The 21,430-nt window shown below is 72.6% G+C and carries 19 protein-coding genes and 3 tRNA genes; 15 read left to right on the forward strand and 7 right to left on the reverse strand.

Translation table 11 applies throughout. The annotated features are described in order from the left end of the window. Positions 1-26: 26 nt before the first annotated feature. Positions 27-2,210: an alpha-galactosidase gene (locus ACFZCY_RS05205; protein WP_391169579.1), complete on the reverse strand. Its 2,184-nt coding sequence runs from the start codon at positions 2,208-2,210 to the stop codon at positions 27-29. Between the two features lie 98 nt (positions 2,211-2,308). On the opposite strand from ACFZCY_RS05205, the gene ACFZCY_RS05210 reads away from it, so the two are divergent. Both ACFZCY_RS05210 and ACFZCY_RS05215 read left to right on the forward strand, forming a co-directional pair. Next, entirely contained in the window at positions 2,309-3,379 is a 1,071-nt protein-coding gene (locus ACFZCY_RS05210; RefSeq protein WP_391170362.1) for a substrate-binding domain-containing protein, read from the forward strand. Next, complete coding sequence (locus ACFZCY_RS05215) at positions 3,376-5,979, forward strand: CBM35 domain-containing protein (protein ID WP_391169582.1); 2,604 nt, start codon at positions 3,376-3,378, stop codon at positions 5,977-5,979. Before ACFZCY_RS05210 ends, ACFZCY_RS05215 begins: the two co-directional genes overlap by 4 nt. A 107-nt stretch (positions 5,980-6,086) precedes the next feature. Here the strand turns inward: ACFZCY_RS05215 and ACFZCY_RS05220 are convergent, their stop codons facing one another. Next, positions 6,087-6,446 carry a cupin gene (locus ACFZCY_RS05220; RefSeq protein ID WP_361480862.1) on the reverse strand — a complete coding sequence of 120 codons (360 nt, stop codon included), beginning with the start codon at positions 6,444-6,446 and terminating at the stop codon, positions 6,087-6,089. A gap of 122 nt (positions 6,447-6,568) precedes the next feature. Here ACFZCY_RS05220 and cutA point away from each other — a divergent pair, with 122 nt between their 5' ends. Beyond that, positions 6,569-6,892 (forward strand): divalent-cation tolerance protein CutA, encoded by a 324-nt coding sequence (gene cutA / locus ACFZCY_RS05225; RefSeq protein WP_361480859.1) that lies wholly within the window; start codon positions 6,569-6,571, stop codon positions 6,890-6,892. A 44-nt stretch (positions 6,893-6,936) separates the two neighbouring features. On the opposite strand, the gene ACFZCY_RS05230 is transcribed toward cutA, so the two are convergent. Further along, the gene (locus ACFZCY_RS05230) at positions 6,937-7,620 is read right to left on the reverse strand and encodes an ElyC/SanA/YdcF family protein (protein WP_391169585.1); all 684 of its coding nucleotides are present in this window, start codon (positions 7,618-7,620) and stop codon (positions 6,937-6,939) included. 74 nt (positions 7,621-7,694) lie between these two features. After that, positions 7,695-8,306, reverse strand: a complete 612-nt coding sequence (locus tag ACFZCY_RS05235; protein ID WP_391169587.1) for a Uma2 family endonuclease — start codon at positions 8,304-8,306, stop codon at positions 7,695-7,697. Positions 8,307-8,495: 189 nt separating this feature from the next. Between ACFZCY_RS05235 and ACFZCY_RS05240 the strand changes: the two genes are divergently transcribed. The 7 genes from ACFZCY_RS05240 (at position 8,496) to ACFZCY_RS05270 (ending at position 17,557) form a co-directional block, all read left to right on the forward strand. Further along, positions 8,496-9,476: an adenosine deaminase gene (locus ACFZCY_RS05240; RefSeq protein ID WP_391169589.1), complete on the forward strand. Its 981-nt coding sequence runs from the start codon at positions 8,496-8,498 to the stop codon at positions 9,474-9,476. Positions 9,477-9,510: 34 nt separating this feature from the next. After that, on the forward strand, positions 9,511-9,966 hold the full coding sequence (locus ACFZCY_RS05245) for a MarR family winged helix-turn-helix transcriptional regulator (RefSeq protein ID WP_391169591.1): 456 nt from the start codon (positions 9,511-9,513) through the stop codon (positions 9,964-9,966). Positions 9,967-10,192: 226 nt separating this feature from the next. Continuing rightward, the gene (locus ACFZCY_RS05250) at positions 10,193-11,005 is read left to right on the forward strand and encodes a CbiX/SirB N-terminal domain-containing protein (RefSeq protein WP_391169593.1); all 813 of its coding nucleotides are present in this window, start codon (positions 10,193-10,195) and stop codon (positions 11,003-11,005) included. Then, a complete protein-coding gene (locus ACFZCY_RS05255) occupies positions 11,002-12,387 on the forward strand; it encodes a deoxyguanosinetriphosphate triphosphohydrolase (protein WP_391169595.1) in 1,386 nt (461 codons plus the stop codon). The genes ACFZCY_RS05250 and ACFZCY_RS05255 overlap by 4 nt, the downstream gene beginning before the upstream one ends. A gap of 322 nt (positions 12,388-12,709) precedes the next feature. Then, positions 12,710-14,005 (forward strand): FAD-dependent oxidoreductase, encoded by a 1,296-nt coding sequence (locus ACFZCY_RS05260; protein ID WP_391169598.1) that lies wholly within the window; start codon positions 12,710-12,712, stop codon positions 14,003-14,005. Positions 14,006-14,087: 82 nt separating this feature from the next. Then, positions 14,088-16,028: a DNA primase gene (gene dnaG / locus ACFZCY_RS05265; protein ID WP_391169600.1), complete on the forward strand. Its 1,941-nt coding sequence runs from the start codon at positions 14,088-14,090 to the stop codon at positions 16,026-16,028. A gap of 194 nt (positions 16,029-16,222) precedes the next feature. Beyond that, entirely contained in the window at positions 16,223-17,557 is a 1,335-nt protein-coding gene (locus ACFZCY_RS05270) for a sigma-70 family RNA polymerase sigma factor (RefSeq protein ID WP_391169602.1), read from the forward strand. 24 nt (positions 17,558-17,581) lie between these two features. Here ACFZCY_RS05270 and ACFZCY_RS05275 read toward each other — a convergent pair whose 3' ends face one another. Both ACFZCY_RS05275 and ACFZCY_RS05280 read right to left on the reverse strand, forming a co-directional pair. Next, positions 17,582-19,054 (reverse strand): FGGY family carbohydrate kinase, encoded by a 1,473-nt coding sequence (locus tag ACFZCY_RS05275; protein WP_391169604.1) that lies wholly within the window; start codon positions 19,052-19,054, stop codon positions 17,582-17,584. 25 nt (positions 19,055-19,079) lie between these two features. After that, complete coding sequence (locus tag ACFZCY_RS05280; protein WP_055550281.1) at positions 19,080-19,352, reverse strand: hypothetical protein; 273 nt, start codon at positions 19,350-19,352, stop codon at positions 19,080-19,082. 204 nt (positions 19,353-19,556) lie between these two features. Between ACFZCY_RS05280 and ACFZCY_RS05285 the strand changes: the two genes are divergently transcribed. From ACFZCY_RS05285 to ACFZCY_RS05305, 5 genes are all read left to right on the forward strand, one after another. Beyond that, positions 19,557-19,629: transfer RNA gene (locus tag ACFZCY_RS05285), tRNA-Asn, on the forward strand. Between the two features lie 5 nt (positions 19,630-19,634). Next, positions 19,635-19,707: transfer RNA gene (locus tag ACFZCY_RS05290), tRNA-Asn, on the forward strand. Positions 19,708-19,898: 191 nt separating this feature from the next. Beyond that, a tRNA-Ile gene (locus tag ACFZCY_RS05295) sits at positions 19,899-19,975 on the forward strand. A 375-nt stretch (positions 19,976-20,350) separates the two neighbouring features. Next, positions 20,351-20,602: a hypothetical protein gene (locus ACFZCY_RS05300; protein WP_391170364.1), complete on the forward strand. Its 252-nt coding sequence runs from the start codon at positions 20,351-20,353 to the stop codon at positions 20,600-20,602. After that, complete coding sequence (locus ACFZCY_RS05305) at positions 20,542-20,763, forward strand: hypothetical protein (RefSeq protein ID WP_391170452.1); 222 nt, start codon at positions 20,542-20,544, stop codon at positions 20,761-20,763. The genes ACFZCY_RS05300 and ACFZCY_RS05305 overlap by 61 nt, the downstream gene beginning before the upstream one ends. A gap of 46 nt (positions 20,764-20,809) precedes the next feature. Here ACFZCY_RS05305 and ACFZCY_RS05310 read toward each other — a convergent pair whose 3' ends face one another. Then, positions 20,810-21,415: a TetR family transcriptional regulator gene (locus ACFZCY_RS05310; RefSeq protein ID WP_391169607.1), complete on the reverse strand. Its 606-nt coding sequence runs from the start codon at positions 21,413-21,415 to the stop codon at positions 20,810-20,812. Between the last annotated feature and the right edge of the window lie 15 nt (positions 21,416-21,430).

Below are 21,430 nucleotides of genomic sequence, written 5' to 3' on the forward strand. Positions count from 1 at the left end.
CTTGTGCAGACGTCCGGTTGCTTCTGCTAGTCGTCCTCGTCGACGGCGGTCAGACGGAGCAGGAGCGCCGCGGGGGCGTGGGGGAGCGCGACGGTGAGTTCGGCGCGCTCCGGGGACCACGTCGCACCCGAAGCGGCGGCCGGGTGGAGGTGGTCGATACGGAGCGCGCCGCCCGCCAAGTGGGGGAGCGGCACGGTCCGTTCGGGCGCCGCGTCGCCCCGGCGCCAGAGGGCGACGTACGTCCGTCCGGACCGGCCGCCACCGGTACGCAGCCCCAGCGCCACCCAAGCGTCCTCCCAGCCCGGCAGCCCCAGCGGCCAGAAGGGGACGGCGGAGGGCAGGTCGGGGCGCACCTGCCGGTACGCCGCGAGGGCGTCGCGTACGAGGTCCAGTTGGGCCGGTGTCATCCGGTCGAGGTGGCCCGAGAGATGGACCCGGCCCAGCAGCGCACCGGTCAGCGTGAAGCGGATCTCGTCGTCGGTGAAACCGGGCTGCGGGTACGCCCACACCGCGCCCTGCTCCGGCGGCACCGCGGTCGGCGCGGCGGCGGCGATGGGCGGGTAGCGGAGCGGGTCCTGCTGGTCGCTGGTGGACTGGAGCTGAGTGAGGGCGAGTGAGGAGCCGTCCATGCGCATACCGCCCGAGGCGCAGTTCTCGATGACGAGGGCGGGGTGGCGGTCGAGCACGGCGGCCAGCCAGCGCTGGTAGGCGCGGGCGTGGGCGAGCAGGCCCGCACCGGGGGCGGCATGGCCGTGTTCCGGATCCCAGTCCGTGCCCGGGGCAATGCTGATGTTGTAGTCGAGCTTGAGGTAGCCGACGCCCCAGTCGCCGACGATGCGGTCGATGGCCGTGTCGAGGTGGCGGCGTGCGGCCGGGTGGCGCAGGTCGAGGTGGTGCCGGCCGTCTTCGGTGAGGCGTACGCCGTCGCGCTGGAAGAAGGCGTCGTCCGGCAGCTCGGCGGCCACCGGGCTGCGGACGCCGACGACTTCGGGCTCCAGCCACAGCCCGGGGACCATGCCGAGGGAGCGGATGCGGTCGAGGACGACCTGAAGCCCGCCGGGGAAGCGGCGGGTGGAGGGCTGCCAGGCGCCGACGCCGTCCCACCAGGCGCCGGTGTCGTCGTACCAGCCCGCGTCGATACAGAAGTACTCGGCCCCGGCCCGGGCGGCGGCGTCGATCAGGGGCAGCAGCCGCTCGGTGGTGGGGTCGCCCATCAGGGTGTTCATGTAGTCGTTGAACACCACGGGCAGGGCGGTGTGGTCGGGATGCGGGCGCCGGACGGCCCGGCGGTACGCGGTGAGGTGGGCCATCGCCGCGTCGAAACCGCCCCGGCCGGCGAGCGCGAGGGCGGCCGGGACGGTGGTGAACGACGTGCCGGGTTCGAGCCGTTCGCGCCACTGGTGCTCGGCGTCGGTCGGGCCGCCGAGCGCCACGTACGTCCCGTGGGCCCGCTCCCCGGCTTCCCACCGCCACCCCACCGGCGACTCGATCTGCCAGAGCCAGGCCCGGCCGGTGGCGCGCTCGGTCAGGGCGCCCATCGGCAGATGGCCGTCGGTGGGCCAGCTGCCGACACCGCCGAGGACGAGGGCGGCGCGGCTGTCGCGGCCGTGGGCGTTCCGCGACATGTCCACGACCCGCTCGCGCAGCGGTACGGCGGCCCAACGGCATTCGGCCAGCCACTCGTTGTGCGCCCAGTGCACGTCGAGGGCGTCGGGGGAGGGGAGGCCGCCGAGGACGAGGCCGGGGACGGCCTGGACGACGAGCGGATCGGTGCCCTCGTTGGTCAGCCGCACCTCGGAGCGCAGTACGGGCAGGCCGTCGGGTGAGGAGAGGCGGACCTCGGCGGTGAGGCCGGAGCCGGGGTCGTGGAGATCGAGCGTCAGCCGGTGCCAGCCGCGTTCGCCCGTCTCGGCCCGGTTCGTCCCGCTCCGGTTCGTCCCGCTCCGGTCCGTCCCGGTCCGGTGGCCGCGGTACCGCAGCCGCGCGCCGAGCGCCGTCTCGATGCCGCGCTGCCCCGACCACTCGCTGCCGTAGCCGAGCGCCAGCACCTCCACCACCGGCAGCGGGGCGGCGTCGTCCGGTGGAGTGGCCTCGTCCGGCGGAGCGGCCTCGTCCGGTGGCCCCAGCCGCATCAGCCGGAGCACCCCGTCCGGCCCGGTCGCGAACGCGGCCGTGAGCGCCGAATGGCCCCAGGTGAACGTCTCCCGCACGCCACGCCCCTTCCGTCGGCGGCCACTTGACGCGCATCCGCGCCCGCGACGCGTCCCTTGACGCCCCCTGTGTGACCGGTCACAATCCTGGCGTGCATGTGACCGGTCACACAAGAGGCGGCAAGCGGCCCGGTATCCGCGATGTCGCCACCGCCGCGGGGGTCTCGTACCAGACCGTCTCCCGGGTGATCAACGACCATCCGAGCGTCAAACCGGCCACCCGCGAACGCGTCCTCGCCGCGATCCAGGCGCTCGGCTTCCGCCGCAGCGCCACCGCGCTCGCCCTGGCCAGCGGACGGACCCGGTCGGTCACCGTGCTGACCGCGAACACCACGCACTACGGCTACGCCGCCACCCTCCAGGGCATCGAGGAGGCGGCCCGCGCCGCCGGTTACACCGTCGCCATCGGCGTCCTGGAGTCCGAGACCGTGGCCGACGTCCGGGCCGAGGTGCGGCGGGCCGCCGACACCGGCGGCGGGCTGATCGTGATGGCGTACGACACCGCCGGGGTCCGGGCACTGGCCGCCGTGCCCGCCGAACTCCCGGTCGTGGGCGTCGTCGAGACCCCCTCCCGGCCGCCCGCCGGGCACCGCCCCTGGGTGTGGACGGACGACCGCGCGGCGGCCGGCACCGTCACCCGCCATCTGCTGGACCTCGGCCACGAGACGGTGCACTACGTCGCCATCCCCTCCAGCACCCGCCGCACCGGCCAGCGCACCGCGGGCTGGCGGGACGCGCTGCGCGCGGCCGGGGCGCCGGAGCCGCGCCCACTGGCCGGAAGCTGGGACCCGGCGGGCGGCTACCGGGCGGGGCGGCGGCTGGCCCGCGACCCGTCCGTCACCGCGATCCTGTGCGGCAACGACGACCTCGCCCTCGGGGTGATCCGGGCGCTGCACGAGGCGGGCCGGGCGATCCCGGGCGAGGTGAGCGTGGCCGGTTTCGACGACGCCCCGCACTCCGCGTTCCTCACCCCCGCCCTGACGACGGTACGGCTCGACTTCACGGGCCTGGGCCGGGCCGCCTTCGGCCGGTTGTACGGGCTGCTGGAGGACGCCGAACCGGTCGCGCCGCGCCCCGTCTCCGTACCGCTGCTGATCGTCCGCGAAAGCTCCGGCCCACCGCCGGATCCGTCACCGCCGAACCAACCCTCGGAGGTCCCCCGCGCATGAGCACGTCCAGCAGGCCCAGTAGTTCCGGCAGGTCCGGCAGGTCCGGCAGGTCCGGCAGGTCCGGCAGATCCACCGGATACCGGATACGAACGGCCACCACCGCCACCGCCCTCGCCGCCGCACTCCTCACGGCGGCCGTCCCCGCCGACGCCGACACCCCCGCGGCCGCCCCGAAAGCCGCCCAGCCCCTCGCCGTCGACCTCGCCGCCCCCGAGGGCCCCGTCCTGCACGGCGCCAACGGCTCGCTGTACGGCCTCAGCGACGACGGCGTGCCGACCGACGCCGCCCTCGCGCCGCTGAAGCTCACGACCATCACCCAGAAGCCGGAGGGCGGCGCCCAGCACCCGAACGGCGACGCCGTCACCGTCTCGAAGTCGTTCTTCCGCAACGGCGGCGGCGACGTCCTGGTGATGATGCAGGACATCTACGCGAAGTGGCCGTACGAGGACCTGGGCATCGACGACTACCTCACCAAGGTCGACAAGGTCGTGCGCGACATCGCCGACGCCCCCAACAGCGAGCACTTCGTCTACGTCCCGTTCAACGAGCCCGACCAGATCTGGTACAAGCTCGGCGTCGCCGACCAGGCCACGTACGAGAAGAACCGCGACCGCTTCTTCCGCGACTGGAAGACCGTCCACGACCGCATCCGCGCCATCGACCCGGACGCCCGCATCGCGGGCCCCAACGAGTCCTCGTACCACTCCCGCCTGATGGGTGACTTCCTGACCTGGGCGAAGAAGGAGAAGGTGCTGCCCGAGGTCACCACCTGGCATGAGCTGGGGCCGGACTCCCTGCGCGACTTCCAGAGCCATTACGACGACTACCGCGCCCTGGAGAAGCGCGCGGGGATCACACCGCGCCCGGTCAACATCGACGAGTACGCCAACCGCCGGGACCTGTCCGTCCCCGGGCAACTCGTCCAGTGGGTCTCCATGTTCGAGCGCAACAAGGTCTATGCCGACCAGGCGTACTGGGACGCCGCGGGCAACCTCTCCGGCAGCGTCGCCCAGTCCTCCATCCCCAACGGAGCGTGGTGGTTCTTCCGCTGGTACGCCACCATGACCGGCCGGACCGTCAAGGTCACCCCGCCCAGCTCCAACGCCGTCGACACCCTCCAGGGCCTCGCCTCCTACGACACCGCCAAACGCCAGGCGCAGGTGCTGGTCGGCGGGGCGGCGGGCGACGCCAACGTGACGATCGGCCATGTCGACCCGAAGGTCTTCGGCCGCCAGGTCACCGCCACCGTGTCGGAGGCCGCCTGGTCCGGCTACGAGGGCGCGCACGCCGCGCCCCGCACCCTCGCCCGGACGAAGCTGACGGTCGGGCGCGACGGCTCGGTCACGGTGCCGCTCACCACGATGGACCGCATGTCCGCGTACCGGATCGTGCTCACCCCGGCGGGCAGCGGCACCCCGCGGCCCGTGCGGGCGCCGTGGCACGCGGCGTACGAGGCGGAGGACGCGGCGATCACGGCGGGCAAGGTCTTCACGCAGGGCACCGTCACCGACGCCAACGGCTACGCCGCCTCCGGCACCAAGGACGTCGGCTCCCTCAACCAGGACACCAGCAAGGTCGCCTTCACCGTGGACGTGCCCCGCTCCGGCGACTACGACCTGGCGGTCCTCTACGGCAACCACAGCGGTGGCCCCGCCACCCAGCGCCTCACGGTCGACGGCGGCGCGGCCCGCACCGTCACCTACCCCTCCACCGAGAACTGGACCTACCGGGGCCTCGAGAACACCACCCTCCGGCTCTCCGCGGGCCGTCACGAGATCGCCCTGGCCCATGACACCGCCGAGGTGACCCTCGACCGCATCGACCTCACGGCCGCCACCGAGCCCTCCGCCGCGTACGAGGCCACGCTCGCGGACACCACCGGCAGCCCGTCCTACGACTACCGCTCGGCGAGCGGCACCGGCACCGGCGCGCTGGTCCTGGACGGCCGCGACGGCGCCGTCTTCGACGTCTACGCACCCCGCGAGGGCTACTACACGGTGACCCCCCGCGCGACCGGCGGCCCGCTCAAGCTCACCGCGCACGGAGCGACCACGGCCACCTCCCAGCGGCTCTTCCTGACCGCAGGCAACAACCGCATCACCGCCACCCCGGCCGGCCCCGCCGCCGTACGGCTCAGTTCCCTGGACGTCACGGGCGCGGGCGACGACACGGCGGGCGTGCGCGGATACGAGGCGGAGAGCGCCGCACTGTCCGGCACCGCCAAGCCCGAGTCCGGCGCGCACGCCTCGGGCGGCGCCTACGTCGGCTGGCTCGGCAACGGCGCGTCCAACACCGCCACCCTCACCGTCCAGGCCCCTTCCGCCGGCCGCTACCTGATGGCGGTCCGCTACGCCAACAACGAGCGGCGCGACAACGGCCACGCGTACAACACCGACATCGTCTCGCGCGGCGCGGACATCACGATCGGCCAGGGGAAGCCCCGGCGCGTGATGTTCAAGAACACCTGGAGCTGGGACGACTACTGGACCCTGACCGTCCCCGTCGACCTCGCCAAGGGCGCCAATACGGTCACCTTCGCCAACCCGGGCGCGTACGCCCCGAACCTCGACCGGATCGACCTGGCCCCGGTCATCGGCTGACCGCACGATGAGCCCCGGTGCGACGTGCAGCGCACCGGGGCCCTGTCCCCGCCCCGGCGTCAGCGCGGTACGACGTCGGGGCGGCGCGCTCCCGGGCCGCGGGCCCCTCAGGCGGTCGCCGCGTCCTGGGTGGGGGTGGGACAGCCCACCGTGGCGGTCACGGCGGTCAGCAGCACCACCGAGTCCTCCAGCGCGAGCAGCCCGTGCCGCTCATGCGGAATGCGCTCCACCTGCCCGGCGATCAGATCCGTCCGCACCCCGCTGCCGGTCAGCCGCACATGACCGTGCAGCACGTGCAGACTCGCCGCCGGGGGAGCGTTGTGCTCGTCCAGCTCACAACCGGAGACCATCGCGATCACGCTTTGCCGCAGCGGCCCGTCGTGCAGGAACAGATGGGCGCTGCGCCCGTGCGGATCGGCCTTCGCCTGGTCCAGATGGTGGCGCGCGAGCGCGGTGAGGTCATCCATGAGTGCCCCTCGATCGGCCTGCTCTGATGGTCACCGGGTTCCCTCAATCGTCACCGGCTAGCGTGATGCGCGCCAGTTCGCACCCCGCGAAACACAACCCGGCGACGTGGAGAGAGGCAGCCGTGGCCGACTACCTGACCGTCCTGACGACCACCGACACCCCCGAGAAGGCGGAGGCGCTGGCGCGCGGCGCCGTGGAGGCCCGGCTGGCGGCCTGCGCGCAGATCAGCCAGCCGGTGACCTCCGTCTACCGGTGGCAGGACGTCGTCGAGACCGCCGCCGAGTGGCAGGTGCTGTTCAAGACGACCGCCGCGCGGTACGACGAGCTGGAGGCGCACATCCGCGAGGCGCACGACTACGAGACGCCGGAAGTGATCGCGACGCCGATCACGCAGGGCAGCGAGGACTATCTGGCGTGGGTGGTAGCGGAAACGACAATCGACTAACAGAAATCAAAATCTGTTACCCGCTACCCGCTACCTGTTATCTGTTATCTGTCATCCGCCAACGCATCGCTGATACCCCGCTCCCGCGGCCCCAGAAAGTGCGGGTCGGGCCGGAACGTGGCGTCGAGCGCCGCCTTGCCCGCCGCCACGGTCTCCCGCAGCCCGCCGAAGCCCCACGTCGCGTCGTGCGGCTCGTCCACCGCGACCCCGTACGCGTCGATCCCCGCCGCCCCGCACAGCGCCACCGCCCGGCGGATGTGGAACCCCTTGCTCACCAGCACCGCCCGGTGCACCCCGAACACGCGCCGGGCCCGGCTGCACGAGTCCCAGGTGTCGAAGCCCGCGAAGTCACTGACGATCCGCCGGTCCGGCACGCCCCGCTTCACCAGATAGGCGCGCATCGCGTTCGGCTCGTCGTAGTCGTCGCGGCTGTTGTCCCCGGTGACCAGCAGCGCCCGTACCTTCCCGTCCCGGTACAGCGCGACGGCCGCGTCCAGCCGGTGCGCCAGATATGGCGACGGCTCCCCGTTCCACAACCCGGCCCCGAACACCACGCCCACCGGCGCCGAGGGCGCGCCCCCGACCGCCATCCCCACCCGCCCGCCGGTGCTCAGCCGCAGCCAGGTCGCGGGCAGCAGCGCCAGCACGCTGACGAGCACGGCGACCTGAAACGCCCGCCGCCACCCACCCCGCGTCCGCGGCAACCGCCGCCGTACCCACCTGAACATGCCCGCCTCCCCTTGGCCCCACCAGCACCATCGCGCTGTGTGACGCGGCCAAGGGGCGCGGCGGTTGCGCCGGGCTATTCGGCGGCGTCGTCCTCTTCGGGCTCCTCGGAGGTCAGGAAGATGTCCGTCTCCAACTCGAAGTCGAACGGAGCGGGGATGGGCAGCGGCTTGCCGAAGGGGACGGTCATGTGGGCCCGGTAGCCGTGGTCCGACGGGTCCCAGAAGGCGGTGACCTCCTCGGCCTGCATGTCGAGCACGAGATACACCGGCACATGGCGACCGTAGACCTCGAGCTTCTCCCGCCAGTCCACGTCGCGCGTGGAGACGGAGGTCAACTCGGCGACGAGGGACAGCGCCTCACTGTCGGCATGCCGTCCCTGGACGCCCCGGAAAGCGCTGCCGGCCGCGACGAAAAGATCTGGGCCGAACGCCCGCTCGGCGGACGGGAAGGTGAAGAGGAAGGGCGACGTCTCCGCGATATGCCCCTTGGGGGCATGGGGTTCCAGCCGCAGCCGAAGTTCCCGCATCGGCCACAGGTACTGCAGCCCCGACCACGGCGACACGACGATCTTCCCCCTGATGAGCTCGGCCTTGAAGCCGTCCGGCGTGTCCAGTTCCTCCGTGGTCCGGAGCAGATCGTCGAACCCCTTCAGGGGCTCCTCGGCGTCCGGTGTGTCTGTGGTCATCGGCCGCTCCAATATCGCGGTCACTGCATCCTCCATCTGCTACGGAGCGTACTCTCGGCCTCACCGCAGCGACGGTGCGTGACTCGTATCCGTTATTCGTTCGCATTACCCCGAACGAGCGATGTGCCCCACCCCGCATAGCCTTGGGGAGTCGTTCCGTACCAGCGAAACCAGCAGGTGATCCCAGCCGTGCCGCCGCTCCCCAAAGCCGAACTCCACCTCCACATCGAGGGCACTCTGGAGCCCGAACTCGCCTTCGCGCTCGCCGAGCGCAACGGCATCGAGCTGCCCTACGCCACCCAGGACGAGCTGCGCGCCGCGTACTCCTTCACCGACCTCCAGGACTTCCTCAACCTCTACTACGCCCTCATGACCGTCCTCCGCACCGAGGACGACTTCGCCGACCTCACCAACGCCTACCTCGCCCGCGCCCGCGAGCAGGGCGTCCGGCACGCCGAGATCTTCTTCGACCCCCAGGCGCACACCGCCCGCGGTGTCGACATCGGCACCGTCATCCGCGGCCTCACCCGCGCCCTCGACGCCGCGCCCCGCACCCATGGCATCACCACCCGCCTGATCATGTGCTTCCTGCGGGACGAGACCGCCGAATCGGCCCTGGCCACCTTCGAATCCGCCCGCCCCTACCTCGACCGGATCACCGCCGTCGGCCTCGACTCGGCCGAGGTCGGCCACCCGCCGTCGAAGTTCCGCGAGGTGTACGCGCTGGCCCGCGAGGCCGGGCTGAAGTGCGTCGCGCACGCGGGCGAGGAGGGCCCGCCCGCGTACGTCTGGGAGGCGCTGGACATCCTCGGCGTCGACCGCGTCGACCACGGCGTCCGCTGCCTGGAGGACGAGACCCTGGTCGCGCGCCTCGTCGCCGACCAGGTGCCGCTGACCGTCTGCCCCCTCTCCAACGTCCGCCTCCGCGTCGTCGGCCACCTCGCCGACCACCCCCTCCCCGCGATGCTCGACGCCGGCCTGCTGGTGACCGTCAACTCCGACGACCCCTCCTACTTCGGCGGCTACGCGGAGGACAACTTCACCGCCGTACGGGACGCCCTCGGGCTCGACCAGGCGACGCTGCGCACCCTGGCCCGCAACTCCTTCCGGGCCTCCTTCCTGGACGAGGAGACACGCGCGGCGTACCTGAAGGAACTCGAGGCGTCTTGACTTCAACCTTGGTTCAACTTCTACGTTCGTCCGCATGGAGTACTCACACAGCGACGACGAACTGATCCGCCAGCCCATCGGCTACTGGAGCTGGGCCGCCTCCAAGGCGGTCGTCACCTACATCCGCGAAGGGCTTTCGGAATTCGGCCTCAGCCAGCCCCAGTGGTGGGTGCTGAACCAGGTCCGCGACGGCGGCGAGGACGGCCGTACCCGTGCCGAGGTGCGGGCCGTCCTCCAGGGCTATCTGGACGTGGGCGCCGCCCTGGAGTCCGAGATCGACGCCCTCCTGGAGCGCGGCCTGCTGACCACCACCGCCGAAGCCCTCCACCTGACCCCCGAGGGCCGCGTACTACAGGCCCGGGCGGCGGAACACCAGGTGACGATGCGGGAGCGCATCCACGACGGCATCCCCGACGAGGACTACGTCGCCGCCCTGAAGGTCCTCCAGCGCATGATCCACAACACCAACGGCCAAGCCTGGCACCACTGACCCCGGCTGGCCGCCGTACGACGGGAGGGGTGCGGGGTCACCCGCACCCCAACCCCGCACCCCAACCCCGCACCCCAACCCCGCACCCCAACCCCGCACCCCAACCCCGCACCCCAACCCCGCACCCCAACCCCGCACCCAGCACCGCACCCCACCGTGAAGTCGCCGCAATCACCCGTCACGGCCGCGCAACGACGGCGCAACACGCCCCTGCCACAGTCGCGTCATGACAGCGTTGCTCCGCCCCCGCCCCTCCGGCTGCCCCACCGGCGCGCGTCCCCCGACGCTGGTCGCCGTGGCGCACGGCAGCCGGGACCCGGCGGCGCTACGCACGGTGACGGCGCTCGTGAACGCGGTCCGGGCCCTGCGGCCCGACATACCCGTACGGCTCGGGCACATCGAGCTGAACCGACCGCTCCTCGCAGACACCCTCGAGGCACTCCGCGGCGAAGCCGTCCTCGTACCGCTGCTGCTCGGCCGTGGCCATCACGTCAAGGTGGACCTTCCGGAGGCGGCCGCGAGGGCCGGCCACCTCACCACACGCATCGCCGCACCCCTCGGCCCCCACCCACTCCTCGCCGAGGCCCTGCACGCGCGCCTGAGCGAGGCCGCCCGGCAGCACCGAACCCCGCACCACCCGAAGACCATCCAGGCCGTCGTCCTCGCCGCCGCCGGTTCCCGCGACCCCGACGCGGCCGTCGACGCCGCCGCCACGGCCGCCCTGCTCAGCGCCCGGCTCGACGGCGTGCCGGTCGTCCCGGCGTACGCCTCCGCCGCCGCCCCCACGGTGGCCGACGCCGTACGCACCCTCACCTCCACCCGGCACAGCCACCCGCACCACCACCCCCGCAACATCGCCGTGGCCTCGTACTTCACCGCCCCCGGCCGCTTCGCCACCCAGTGCGCGGACGCCGCTCCCGGCATCGCGGCGGCCCCGCTCGGCGCCCACCCGGCCGTCGCCCGGCTGGTGCTCCACCGGTACGAACAGGCCCTCGCCGGCGCTCCGCTGTCGTACCGGGCGGTTACTGTCGGTGTATGAGCCGCAGAGCAGGTCGTACGACAGATCGCACCGCACACCGCACCACCGCACCCACGACCCCCGGCTATGACGCGGCGGACCTGGAGCGCTGGGTCCAGGAGCCCGACAAGCGGCCCGGCCGGACCGCGTTCCAGCGGGACCGGGCCCGGGTGCTGCACTCGGCCGCGCTGCGCAGGCTGGCCGGAAAGACGCAGGTCGTGCCCGCGGCCCCGGCCACCGACGCGGACCTCGGCGGCACCGCCCGCACCCCGGCGTGGGACGCCACGCCCCGCACCCGTCTGACCCACTCCCTCGAGTGCGCCCAGGTGGGCCGGGAGCTGGGGGCCGCCCTGGGCTGCGATCCGGATCTGGTGGAGATGGCCTGCCTCGCCCATGACCTCGGCCATCCGCCCTTCGGTCACAACGGCGAGCAGGCCCTCAACGAGGTGGCCCGCGACTGCGGCGGCTTCGAGGGGAACGCCCAGTCGCTGCGGCTGCTGGCCCGGCTCGAACCGAAGCGGTTCGTCCCCGACGCGGAGACCGGCGAACCGGTCAGCGTCGGCCTCAACCTCACCCGGGCGGCCCTGGACGCGGCGACCAAATACCCCTGGCCGCGCGGCGGTCACCCCCGCGACCCGGACTCGCCGAAGTTCGGGGTGTACGAGGACGACCTCCCGGTCTTCGCCTGGTTCCGGCGTGGCGCGCCCGAGCGGCGTACCCCGTTCGAGGCCCAGGTCATGGACTGGGCGGACGATGTGGCGTATTCGGTGCACGACGTCGAGGACGGCCTGCACGCGGGCCATCTCGACCCGAACAGCCTGCTCGCCGAGCCCGAGCGGCGCGAGGTGTTCGCGGTCGCCGCCGCCCGTTACGCGCCGGGCGCCGAGGCGGAGGAGCTGGCCGAGGCGCTGGACCGGCTGCTCGACCAGGAGTGGTGGCCGCACGGCTACGACGGCACGTCCGTCGCCCAAGCCCGCCTCAAGGACGCCACGAGCCAGCTGATCGGCCGCTTCTGCCTCGCCGCCGAGGCCGCCACCCGGGCGGCGTACGGCACGGGCCGGTTCACCCGCTACCGCGCCGAGCTGGTGGTGCCGCGCACGGCCCGGCTGGAGTGCGCGGTGCTCAAGGCAGTGGCCGACCGTTACGTCATCCAGCGCGCCGACCAGGAACTGGTCCGCGCCGACCAGCGCGTCGTGATCGCCGAACTCGGCAAGGCGCTGATCGCCCGCGCCCCGGACGGGCTCGACCCGCAGTTCCGCGCCCTGTTCGACGCGGCCGACGCGGCGGGCGACGACACGGGGCGGCTGCGCGCGATCGTGGACCAGATCGCCGCCCTGACGGACGCCTCGGCCCGCTCCCTCCACGCCCGCCTGACGGTCCCGCGCTCGGTACGCCACGTATGACCCGTAGAACCACGTACGACCATGTACGACCGTGCATGACCTGCGCGTGACCGCATGTGGTCGCATCTGATCGCGTACGACCGCACCTGGTACACGCCACCCCGCCCGTCCCCATGACCCGTTCCCGCCACTCCGCGCGGCCCCCTTCCCCCGGCTCCGCTTGGTGCGGGAGGCTCCCCGGAGGCTTCCCATGGCCAAGGCTTAGGCCAAAGCCAAGCTCCGGCCAAGGCTCCGGCCAAAGGTTCCGGCTGATGCGACTGGTCGACGCGACCGGGGTAGAAGCAAACGCAGAGGCACCGCCCGGCAGCGAGGAGGAAAACAAGTGGTCGACGCACACCAGACGTTCGTCATCGTCGGAGGGGGCCTGGCCGGGGCGAAAGCCGCGGAAACCCTCCGTTCGGAGGGATTCACCGGCCGGGTGATCCTTATCTGTGACGAGCGCGACCACCCCTATGAGCGTCCGCCGCTGTCCAAGGGCTTCCTCACCGGCAGCCAGGAGCGCGACAGCGTCTTCGTCCATGAACCCGCCTGGTACGCCCAGGCCGACGTCGAACTCCACCTCGGCCAGCCCGCCACCCACCTGGACCGCGCCGCCAAGGCCGTGACCCTCGGCGACGGCACCCGGATCCACTACGACCGGCTGCTGCTGGCCACCGGCGCCGAGCCGCGCCGCCTGGACATCCCCGGCACCGGCCTGGCCGGGGTCCACCACCTGCGCCGCCTCGCCCACGCCGAGCGGCTGAAGGGCGTCCTCACCACCCTCGGCCGCGACAACGGACAGCTGGTCATCGCGGGCGCGGGCTGGATCGGCCTGGAGGTCGCGGCCGCAGCCCGCGGTTACGGCGCCGAGGTGACCATCGTCGAGCCCGAGCCGACCCCGCTCCACTCCGTCCTCGGCCCCGAGCTGGGCGCCCTCTTCGCCGACCTGCACAGCGAGCACGGCGTCCGCTTCCACTTCGGCGCCACGCTCACCGAGATCACCGGTCAGGACGGCATGGTCCTCGCCGCCCTCACCGACGACGGCGAGGAGCACCCCTGCCACAGCGTGCTGGCCGCCATCGGCGCCGCCCCGCGCACCGCCCTCGCCGAGGCCGCCGGGCTGGACGTGGTGGACCGGGCGTCGGGCGGCGGCATCGCCGTCGACGCCGCGCTGCGCACCAGCGACCCGGACATCTTCGCGACGGGCGACGCCGCCTCCGCCCCGCTCGCCTTCCTCGAAGGCACCCCGGTGCGCACCGCCCTCCCACCCGGCGCCCGGCTGCGCGTCGAGCACTGGGCCAACGCGCTGAACGGCGGCCCGGCCGCCGCCCGCGCCATGCTCGGCCAGGACGTCTCGTACGACCGGGTGCCGTACTTCTTCTCCGACCAGTACGACGTCGGGCTGGAGTACTCCGGCTACGCGCCGCCCGGCTCGTACGACCAGGTCCTGATCCGGGGCGACGTCGGCAAGCGGCAGTTCGTCGCCTTCTGGCTGAGCGACGGCCGCCTGCTGGCGGGCATGAACGTGAACGTGTGGGACGTCACCGAGCCCATCCAGCAGCTCATCCGCACCGGCGCCCGGCCCGACCCGGGCGCCCTCGCCGACCCGTCCGTCCCGCTCGGCTCCCTGCTGCCGTAGGACTCCCCAGCGCGCCGGGGGCCCGACCCGGGACGGACAGGTGACGGACACCGGTGTCGGACCCCGGCCGTAGAATTCACGCGTGGCAGGCCGGATCAACGATGACGACGTAAAGGCGGTGCGGGACGCGGTCCCGATCGACGCCGTCGTATCCGAATATCTCCAGCTGCGGAACGCGGGCGGTGGCAATCTCAAGGGGCTCTGCCCCTTTCACGACGAGAAGTCACCGTCCTTCCAGATCAGCCCCAGCAAGGGGCTGTACTACTGCTTCGGCTGCCAGGAGGGCGGCGACACCGTCGACTTCGTCATGAAGATCGACCACCTCTCCTTCGCCGAGACGATCGAGCGGCTCGCCTCCCAGGCCGGGATCACCCTGCGGTACGAGCAGGGCAGCGCCACCCCCGGCCGCCAGCAGGGCGAGCGCACCCGCCTGGTCGAGGCGCACCGGGCGGCCGCCCAGTTCTACGTCGAGCAGTTGGACAGCCCCGAGGCGGAGATCGGCCGCAAGTTCCTCGCCGAGCGCGGCTTCGACCAGGCCGCCGCCCAGCACTTCGGCGTCGGCTACAGCCCGGCGGGCTGGGACCACCTCGTCCGCTTCCTGCGCGGCCGCGGCTTCACCGACCAGGAGCTCCTCACCTCCGGCCTCGCCCAGGAGAGCCGCCGCAACCCCATCGACCGCTTCCGCGGCCGCCTGATGTGGCCCATCCGCGACATCACCGGCGAGGTCGTCGGCTTCGGCGCCCGCAAGCTCCGCGACGACGACAACGGCCCCAAATACCTCAACACCCCCGAAACCCCGCTCTACAAGAAGTCCCACGTCCTGTACGGGATCGACCTCGCCAAGAAGGACATCGCCAAGACCAGCCGCGCCGTGGTCGTCGAGGGGTACACCGACGTCATGGCCTGCCATCTGGCCGGTGTCACCACCGCCATCGCCACCTGCGGCACCTCCTTCGGCGGCGACCACATCAAGATCCTCCGGCGGCTGCTGATGGACAACTCCGGCGCCGAGGTCGTCTTCACCTTCGACGGCGACGCGGCGGGCCAGAAGGCCGCCCTGCGTGCCTTCGAGGACGACCAGAAGTTCGCCGCCGAGACCTACATCGCGATCACCCCGGGCGGGATGGACCCCTGCGAGCTGCGGCTCGCGCACGGCGACGACGCGGTCAAGGAGCTGGTCGAGAGCCGCACCCAGCTCTTCGAGTTCGCCATCCGGCAGATCGTCGCCCGCCACAACCTCGACACGGCGGTGGGCCGCGCCGCCGCCCTGGACGAGGCCGCGCCGGTCGTCGCGGGCATCAAGAACAGCTCCATCCAGCACGAGTCGGCCGTTCATCTCGCGGGTCTGCTGGGCATCCTGGACACCCAGTTCGTCGTGCAGCGCGTCAGCCAGCTGGCCCGGTGGGCGCGGGACCGCAGCCGGGGCGTCGACCAGCGCCCCGACCAGCGCGGCCGCCGGGGCGCGGCCCCCGGCGGGCCCGGCGGCCCGGGCGGCCCCGGCCAGGCCCAGGGCCAGGCCGCTCCGTCCGGGCCCCGGGGCCCCGCGCTGAACCTCCGCAGCCCCGCCCACCGGGTCGAGCGCGAGCTGCTGAAGCTGGCCCTCCAGCGCCCCGAGCTGGTCTCTCCGGCCTTCGACGCCTACGGCGAGGACGAGTTCACCGCCCCGCCCTACGCCGCCGTGCGCCGCGCCATCGAGGACGCGGGCGGCGCGGAGGGCGCCGACAGCGATTATCTGCGCCGCGTCCGCGAGGCCGCCCCCGACGACACGGTTCGCGCCATGGTCACCGAGCTGGCCGTGGAGCCCCTCCACACCCGCCGCGAGGCGGACGAGGCGTACGCGGGCGAGCAGCTGGTCCGGGTCCGGCAGGCCGCCGTCAACCACCGCGTCAGGGAGGTCCAGGGCACCCTGCAGCGCCTGGGGCAGCGCGCCGACCCGGCCCATCTGGCCGCCGTCCAGAACGAGCTGTGGGTCCTCCAGCAGTACGCCCAGTCCCTCCAGACCCAGGGCGTCGCGGCGCTCTGACCGGGCCGCGGCCGGGGTCGTAGCCGGGCGCCGCGGACGTCGCGTAACCGGTCGGTCACCGGCCGCTGCGTAAAAAGTGCCCGCACGCCCCTCGTGGCGGGCGTATGTCGTACTCCACACTGGGTTGCGGTGCCTGAGTCCTCGGAGCGCGGCGGTGTTGGCCGGGTAGGCCGGGATCCCCCGCAGATCCGCTCATGATGTACGGGACGGACGGCGGCGTGGCCGGCGCGTCCGTACCCGATCGTTCTGCCGCCTCAGCAGCGATCACCCTGGAGGTCGCCCCCGTGCAGACCCAGACCCTCACCGACGCGGCCTCCATGGCGCCGCCGCAGTCCCCGGCCCCGTCGGCCGTGGGACCGCCGGAACCACCCGCGCCCCCCGGCGCGGCCCTCGCCCCGGAGGCCCCGGGTGCCGCCGACCCCCAGCGCACCGAACCGGCCACGACTCCACGCAGCGGCCCAGCCCCTGAACCGGACGCCGAGCAGAACCCCGAACCGGGCGCGGCCCAGCTCCCCGAACCGGACGCCGAACCAGACACCGAGCCGGACGCCGAAGCCGAAGTCGAGGCCGAGGCGGACAGCGGCCCCGCCGACCGCCCCGCCCGCCCCGAGACCACCGGCCCCTCCTCCGACCTCTTCCGCCAATATCTGCGCGAAATCGGCCGGATTCCGCTCCTCTCCGCCGCCGAGGAGGTCGAACTGGCCCGCCGGGTCGAGGCGGGCCTGTTCGCCGAGGAGAAGCTCGCCTCCGCCCCCGACCTCGACAGCCAACTCGCCCTCGACCTCGACCGGTTGGTGGTCCTGGGCAGGATGGCCAAGCGCCGGCTGATCGAGGCCAACCTGCGCCTCGTCGTCTCCGTCGCCAAGCGCTATGTGGGCCGCGGCCTGACGATGCTCGACCTCGTCCAGGAGGGCAATCTTGGCCTGATCCGCGCGGTCGAGAAGTTCGACTACGCCCGCGGGTACAAGTTCTCGACGTACGCGACCTGGTGGATCCGCCAGGCGATGTCCCGCGCCCTCGCCGACCAGGCCCGGACCATCCGGGTGCCGGTCCATGTCGTCGAGCTGATCAACCGGGTCGTCCGGGTGCAGCGCCGGATGCTGCAGGAGCGCGGCTACGAACCCACCCCCGAGGAGGTCGCGCTCCAGCTCGACCTCACCCCGGAGCGGGTGGGCGAGGTGCTGCGCCTCGCCCAGGAGCCGGTGTCGCTGCACGCGCCGGTCGGGGAGGAGGACGATGTCGCGCTCGGCGACCTCATCGAGGACGGCGACGCCGCCTCGCCGGTCGAGTCCGCGGCGTTCCTGCTGCTCCGCGAGCATCTGGAGGCCGTGCTGTCGACGCTCGGCGAGCGCGAGCGCAAGGTCGTCCAGCTGCGGTACGGACTGGCCGACGGCCGCCCCCGCACGCTGGAGGAGATCGGCCGGATCTTCGGCGTCACCCGGGAACGCATCCGTCAGATCGAGTCCAAGACCCTCAACAAGCTCCGCGACCACGCCTTCGCCGACCAGCTCCGCGGCTACCTGGACTGAAAGCCCCGCCCCGAATCACCCGCCCTAGCCGGCCCCGGCCCCGGCCCCTGCCCCGGCCTCGAACGCCCCCGGATGCGTCTGCTCCCGTACCGCCACGTACTGCTGCCGCACCGCCTGCCCCACCGCCAGATCGTCGCCCGGCTCGAAGACCTGGCTGGCGGCCGCGGGCCAGCGCGGCGGCTCGTGCGGGGACAGCGTCCCCTGCGCGGCGCCCAGCGCCCACGCGGCCTGCCGGGCGGCGCCCAGCGCGGCGTAGTCGGCCGGCTGCGGCACCACGATCTGCGCGCCCAGCAGCGCGGGCGCGATCGCCCGTACCGCCTGGAGATCGGCCGCCGGGCCCAGCAGGAACACCCGTCGCACCCCGACCCCGCGCCCCCGCAGGATGTCGAGCGCGTCGGCGAGCCCGCACAGCATGCCCTCGAACGCGGCCCGCGCCAGATGCTCCGGCTTCATGGACTCGCGCCGCAGCCCGGTCAGGGTCCCGGCGGTATGCGGCAGGTACGGGGTCCGCTCGCCCTCCAGATACGGCAGCATCACCATCCCGTACGACCCGGGGGTGGAGTTCAGCGCGAGCGCCGACAGCCCCTCCAGGTCCGTGCCCAGCAGCTCCGCCGTACCGCGCAGCGCCCGCACCGCGTTGAGCGTGTGCACGACGGGCAGATGCATGCCGGTGGCGTCGGCGTACGACAGGATCGTGCCGGTGTGGTCGGCCAGCGCCTCGTGGTGGATGGAGAAGACCGAACCCGAGGCGCCCAGCGAGATCACCGCGTCGCCGACCCCCACGCCAAGACCGAAGGCCGCGGCCATGGTCTCGCCCGTACCGGCCGATATCAGCAGCCCCTCCGGCGTCTGCCCGGCGGGCTGGGCCGGTCCGATGACCTCCGGCAGCCGCACCTGATGGCCGAGCGCCAGCTCGACCAGATCCGGCCGCCAGGCGCCGGCCGCCGCCGACCAGTAGCCGGTGCCGGAGGCCGTACCGCGGTCCGTCGTACGCCGCAGCGGCCGCCCGAGCAGCTGCCACACCAGCCAGTCGTGCGGCTGCAGCACCTCGGCCACCCGGCGCGCCGCGTCCGGCTCCGACCGCGCCATCCAGCGCAGCTTCGCCACCGACTGGGCGGCGGTCGGCACCGCGCCCACGGCCTGGGCCCACGCCGCCCGCCCGCCCAGCGTCTCGATCAGATCGGCGGCCGCGGCCTGCACCCGCCGGTCGTTGCCCATCTGCGCGGGACGCACCAGCGCCCCGCTCCCGTCCAGCGCCAGCAGCCCGTGCTGCTGCGCCGAGACGCCGATGGCCTGCACCCCCTCCAGCAGCCCGCCCTCGGCGGCCTCCCCCAGGGACAGCAACCACGCCTGCGGGTCCACGTCATTGGGCGTTCCGCCGGAGGACGGCGCCGGGTGTGGCGCGTACCCCTGCTTGAGTACGGCACCCGTATCCGTATCGCAGACGACGATCCGTGTGCTCTCGGACGAACTGTCCAACCCGGCGACTATCCCCATGGACCAGATCATGCCACCGCGGTGGCTAGGTGTTGCTGGTGCCCCAGTCGTCCTCCTCCGCCGCGGAGCGTGACTCCCGCTGCGTGATCTTGTCCCGCAGCGGCCGTACCTTGCCGAGCGCCTTGGTGGCGGCCTCCCGGCCGCCCAGCGCGGCCGACTCGGCGGTGTTACGGACGGCCGGGTTCCGCACGAACCGCTGCGTGCACGCACGCAACTGCTCATACCTCTCGCGGCCGGCTCGCGTGCCGAACACGTAACCCACAGCCAACCCGCTCATGAACGTCAGCCGGTAGCGCATCGACCTGCCCTTCTGGTTGTCCTTCGTCTCGGACCCCGGAGTCGTGCCGCACGTCTACCCGCACGCGCCGCAGATCACCCTCCGATCACCCACGGGCATACCGATTGGCGGACCACCCCCCTGCTTGCGCTAATGTATGTGTCGCAGCGAACGCACGCCCTCCGGGAACCCCGGACGGTGGCGCGGTCGAGGCACACGGAGCAATCCCCTGTAGCTCAATTGGCAGAGCAGCCGGCTGTTAACCGGCAGGTTACTGGTTCGAGTCCAGTCGGGGGAGCTCGGTCCCCTGTAGCTCAATTGGCAGAGCATTCGGCTGTTAACCGGAGGGTTACTGGTTCGAGTCCAGTCGGGGGAGCAGCACGGAAGAGGGCCCCTCACGGGGTCCTTTTTCATGCCCGCATCCCCCGTACATGCCCTGCTCACCCCCTGATCCCGGGCCGATCCAAGGCATGCGGGCGCCCAACATCGGCCCGCCGAAGCAACAGATCGTATGAGCGGCTATGCTGCGGCAGACGGCGCGCACAGATGTGCACGACGCGCCGTTACGGGGCGGTAGCTCAGCCGGTTAGAGCAGCGGACTCATAATCCGTCGGCCGTGGGTTCGAGTCCCACCCGCCCCACCAAGAAAATCGATCTGACCTGCGCAAACGCAATTGGGATGGCGGATTGCGTGAGGCGTTTGCCTCAGATCGGTGAGGCAAACGCGCGCCTGTGCGGCCCGGCCGATCGGCCCGTTCTTCTGCCAACAGAACCGCCGCACGGCGTTCCTCGTGCTCGCCGCCTTCACCCTCGTCATCATGCGGCCCTGGGAGCCGTCGGTCACCGTTATGACGATCGGGCTGCTGCGCACCGCGGTCGGGCCTGTGCTGGCGCTGTACTTCGATGCCCGCCGCCGGATGGTCCTCGCCCTGGTCGAGCGCGCCGAGCGAGCCGAGCGGGAACGGCACCTGCTCGCCGGACAGGCCCGCGCCGAGGAACGCGCGCGGCTCGCCGGGGAGATGCACGACGTCGTCACGCACCGGGTGAGCCTGATGGTGCTGCAGGCCGGAGCCCTGCGGGTGACGGCACCGGATGAGGGACCCGGCAGGCGGCGGAGGAACTGCGCGCCGCGGGCTGCCAGGCCCTGGAGGAACTGCGGGACCTGGTCGGCATCCTGCGCACCACGCCCGAGGGCGATCAGACGCCTTCGGTGGAGGGCTTCGCCGACCTGGTCGCCGAGTCGATGGCGGTGGGCACACCGACCGAGCTGATCGAGGACGGCGACCCGGCCCTCGCCTCACCGGTGGTCGGGCGCACCGCCTACCGCGTCCTGCGCGAGGCGCTGACCAACGTCCGCAAGCACGCGCCCGGCGCGTGGGCGCTTGGGGCCCACCGGTCCGCGTGGGCGCCCGCTCCGACATCACCGTCGTAGAACTCGCCTCGTTCGGCGAAACGGCGCCGCCGGGGTCGAGTCCTGACTACGGTCCGGCCGTGCCGACGGAGCTGCCGGAGGGGTGGGCGACCTCCCAGGCCGCCTCGATCATCCGGAAGATCTCGTCCACCGCGGTATCCGGATCGGCCGCCTCGCGGGCCAGTGAATAAGCGTCGATCACGAACCTCGCGATCGTCCGGCAGGCCGTCGTGGTCTGTGACAGATCGCGATCGGCGGCGATGGCCGTTGCCAGTGACTCCGCGTGGCGCAGCCTCATCGACTCCTCGTACTCCCGCAGAGCGGGTGATGCGTCGATCATGCGCCAGATCGGGGCGGCGCTGTCCGCCGTGCAATGTCGCACCAGGGCCTGGATCTCGCGGCGCAGCGCGGGGATGAGCGGCTCGTGTGGCGCCCGGCCGGTGACCGCCTGTGCGAGGCGTTGCTCGAAGTCTTCGTCCTGCTCGAACACCAGGGCCTCTTTCGAGGCGAAGTGGGAGAAGAGCGTGGTGACGGCCACGTCGGCCTCGGCGGCCACGTCACGGATGCCCACTGCGTCATACCCGCGTTCCAGGAAGAGCCGCAGGGCGGTGTCAGCGATCTTCTGGCGGGTCGCGGCCTTCTTGCGTTCACGGCGTCCGGTCGGCACGGTCATTCCCTAACGCTACCA

The organism is Streptomyces sp. NPDC007983 (assembly GCF_042958345.1).
GTDB lineage: Bacteria > Actinomycetota > Actinomycetes > Streptomycetales > Streptomycetaceae > Streptomyces.

Coding starts and splice junctions, on each gene's coding strand:
- ACFZCY_RS05235 (WP_391169587.1), bottom strand. CDS start 8,306: ATGACCACAGACACACCGGACGCCGAGGAGCCCCTGAAGGGGTTCGAC.
- ACFZCY_RS05280 (WP_055550281.1), bottom strand. CDS start 19,352: ATGCGCTACCGGCTGACGTTCATGAGCGGGTTGGCTGTGGGTTACGTG.
- ACFZCY_RS05250 (WP_391169593.1), top strand. CDS start 10,193: ATGACAGCGTTGCTCCGCCCCCGCCCCTCCGGCTGCCCCACCGGCGCG.
- ACFZCY_RS05220 (WP_361480862.1), bottom strand. CDS start 6,446: ATGGATGACCTCACCGCGCTCGCGCGCCACCATCTGGACCAGGCGAAG.
- ACFZCY_RS05270 (WP_391169602.1), top strand. CDS start 16,223: ATGATGTACGGGACGGACGGCGGCGTGGCCGGCGCGTCCGTACCCGAT.
- ACFZCY_RS05255 (WP_391169595.1), top strand. CDS start 11,002: ATGAGCCGCAGAGCAGGTCGTACGACAGATCGCACCGCACACCGCACC.
- ACFZCY_RS05275 (WP_391169604.1), bottom strand. CDS start 19,054: ATGGGGATAGTCGCCGGGTTGGACAGTTCGTCCGAGAGCACACGGATC.
- ACFZCY_RS05215 (WP_391169582.1), top strand. CDS start 3,376: ATGAGCACGTCCAGCAGGCCCAGTAGTTCCGGCAGGTCCGGCAGGTCC.
- ACFZCY_RS05230 (WP_391169585.1), bottom strand. CDS start 7,620: ATGTTCAGGTGGGTACGGCGGCGGTTGCCGCGGACGCGGGGTGGGTGG.
- ACFZCY_RS05245 (WP_391169591.1), top strand. CDS start 9,511: ATGGAGTACTCACACAGCGACGACGAACTGATCCGCCAGCCCATCGGC.
- ACFZCY_RS05310 (WP_391169607.1), bottom strand. CDS start 21,415: ATGACCGTGCCGACCGGACGCCGTGAACGCAAGAAGGCCGCGACCCGC.
- ACFZCY_RS05300 (WP_391170364.1), top strand. CDS start 20,351: ATGCACGACGTCGTCACGCACCGGGTGAGCCTGATGGTGCTGCAGGCC.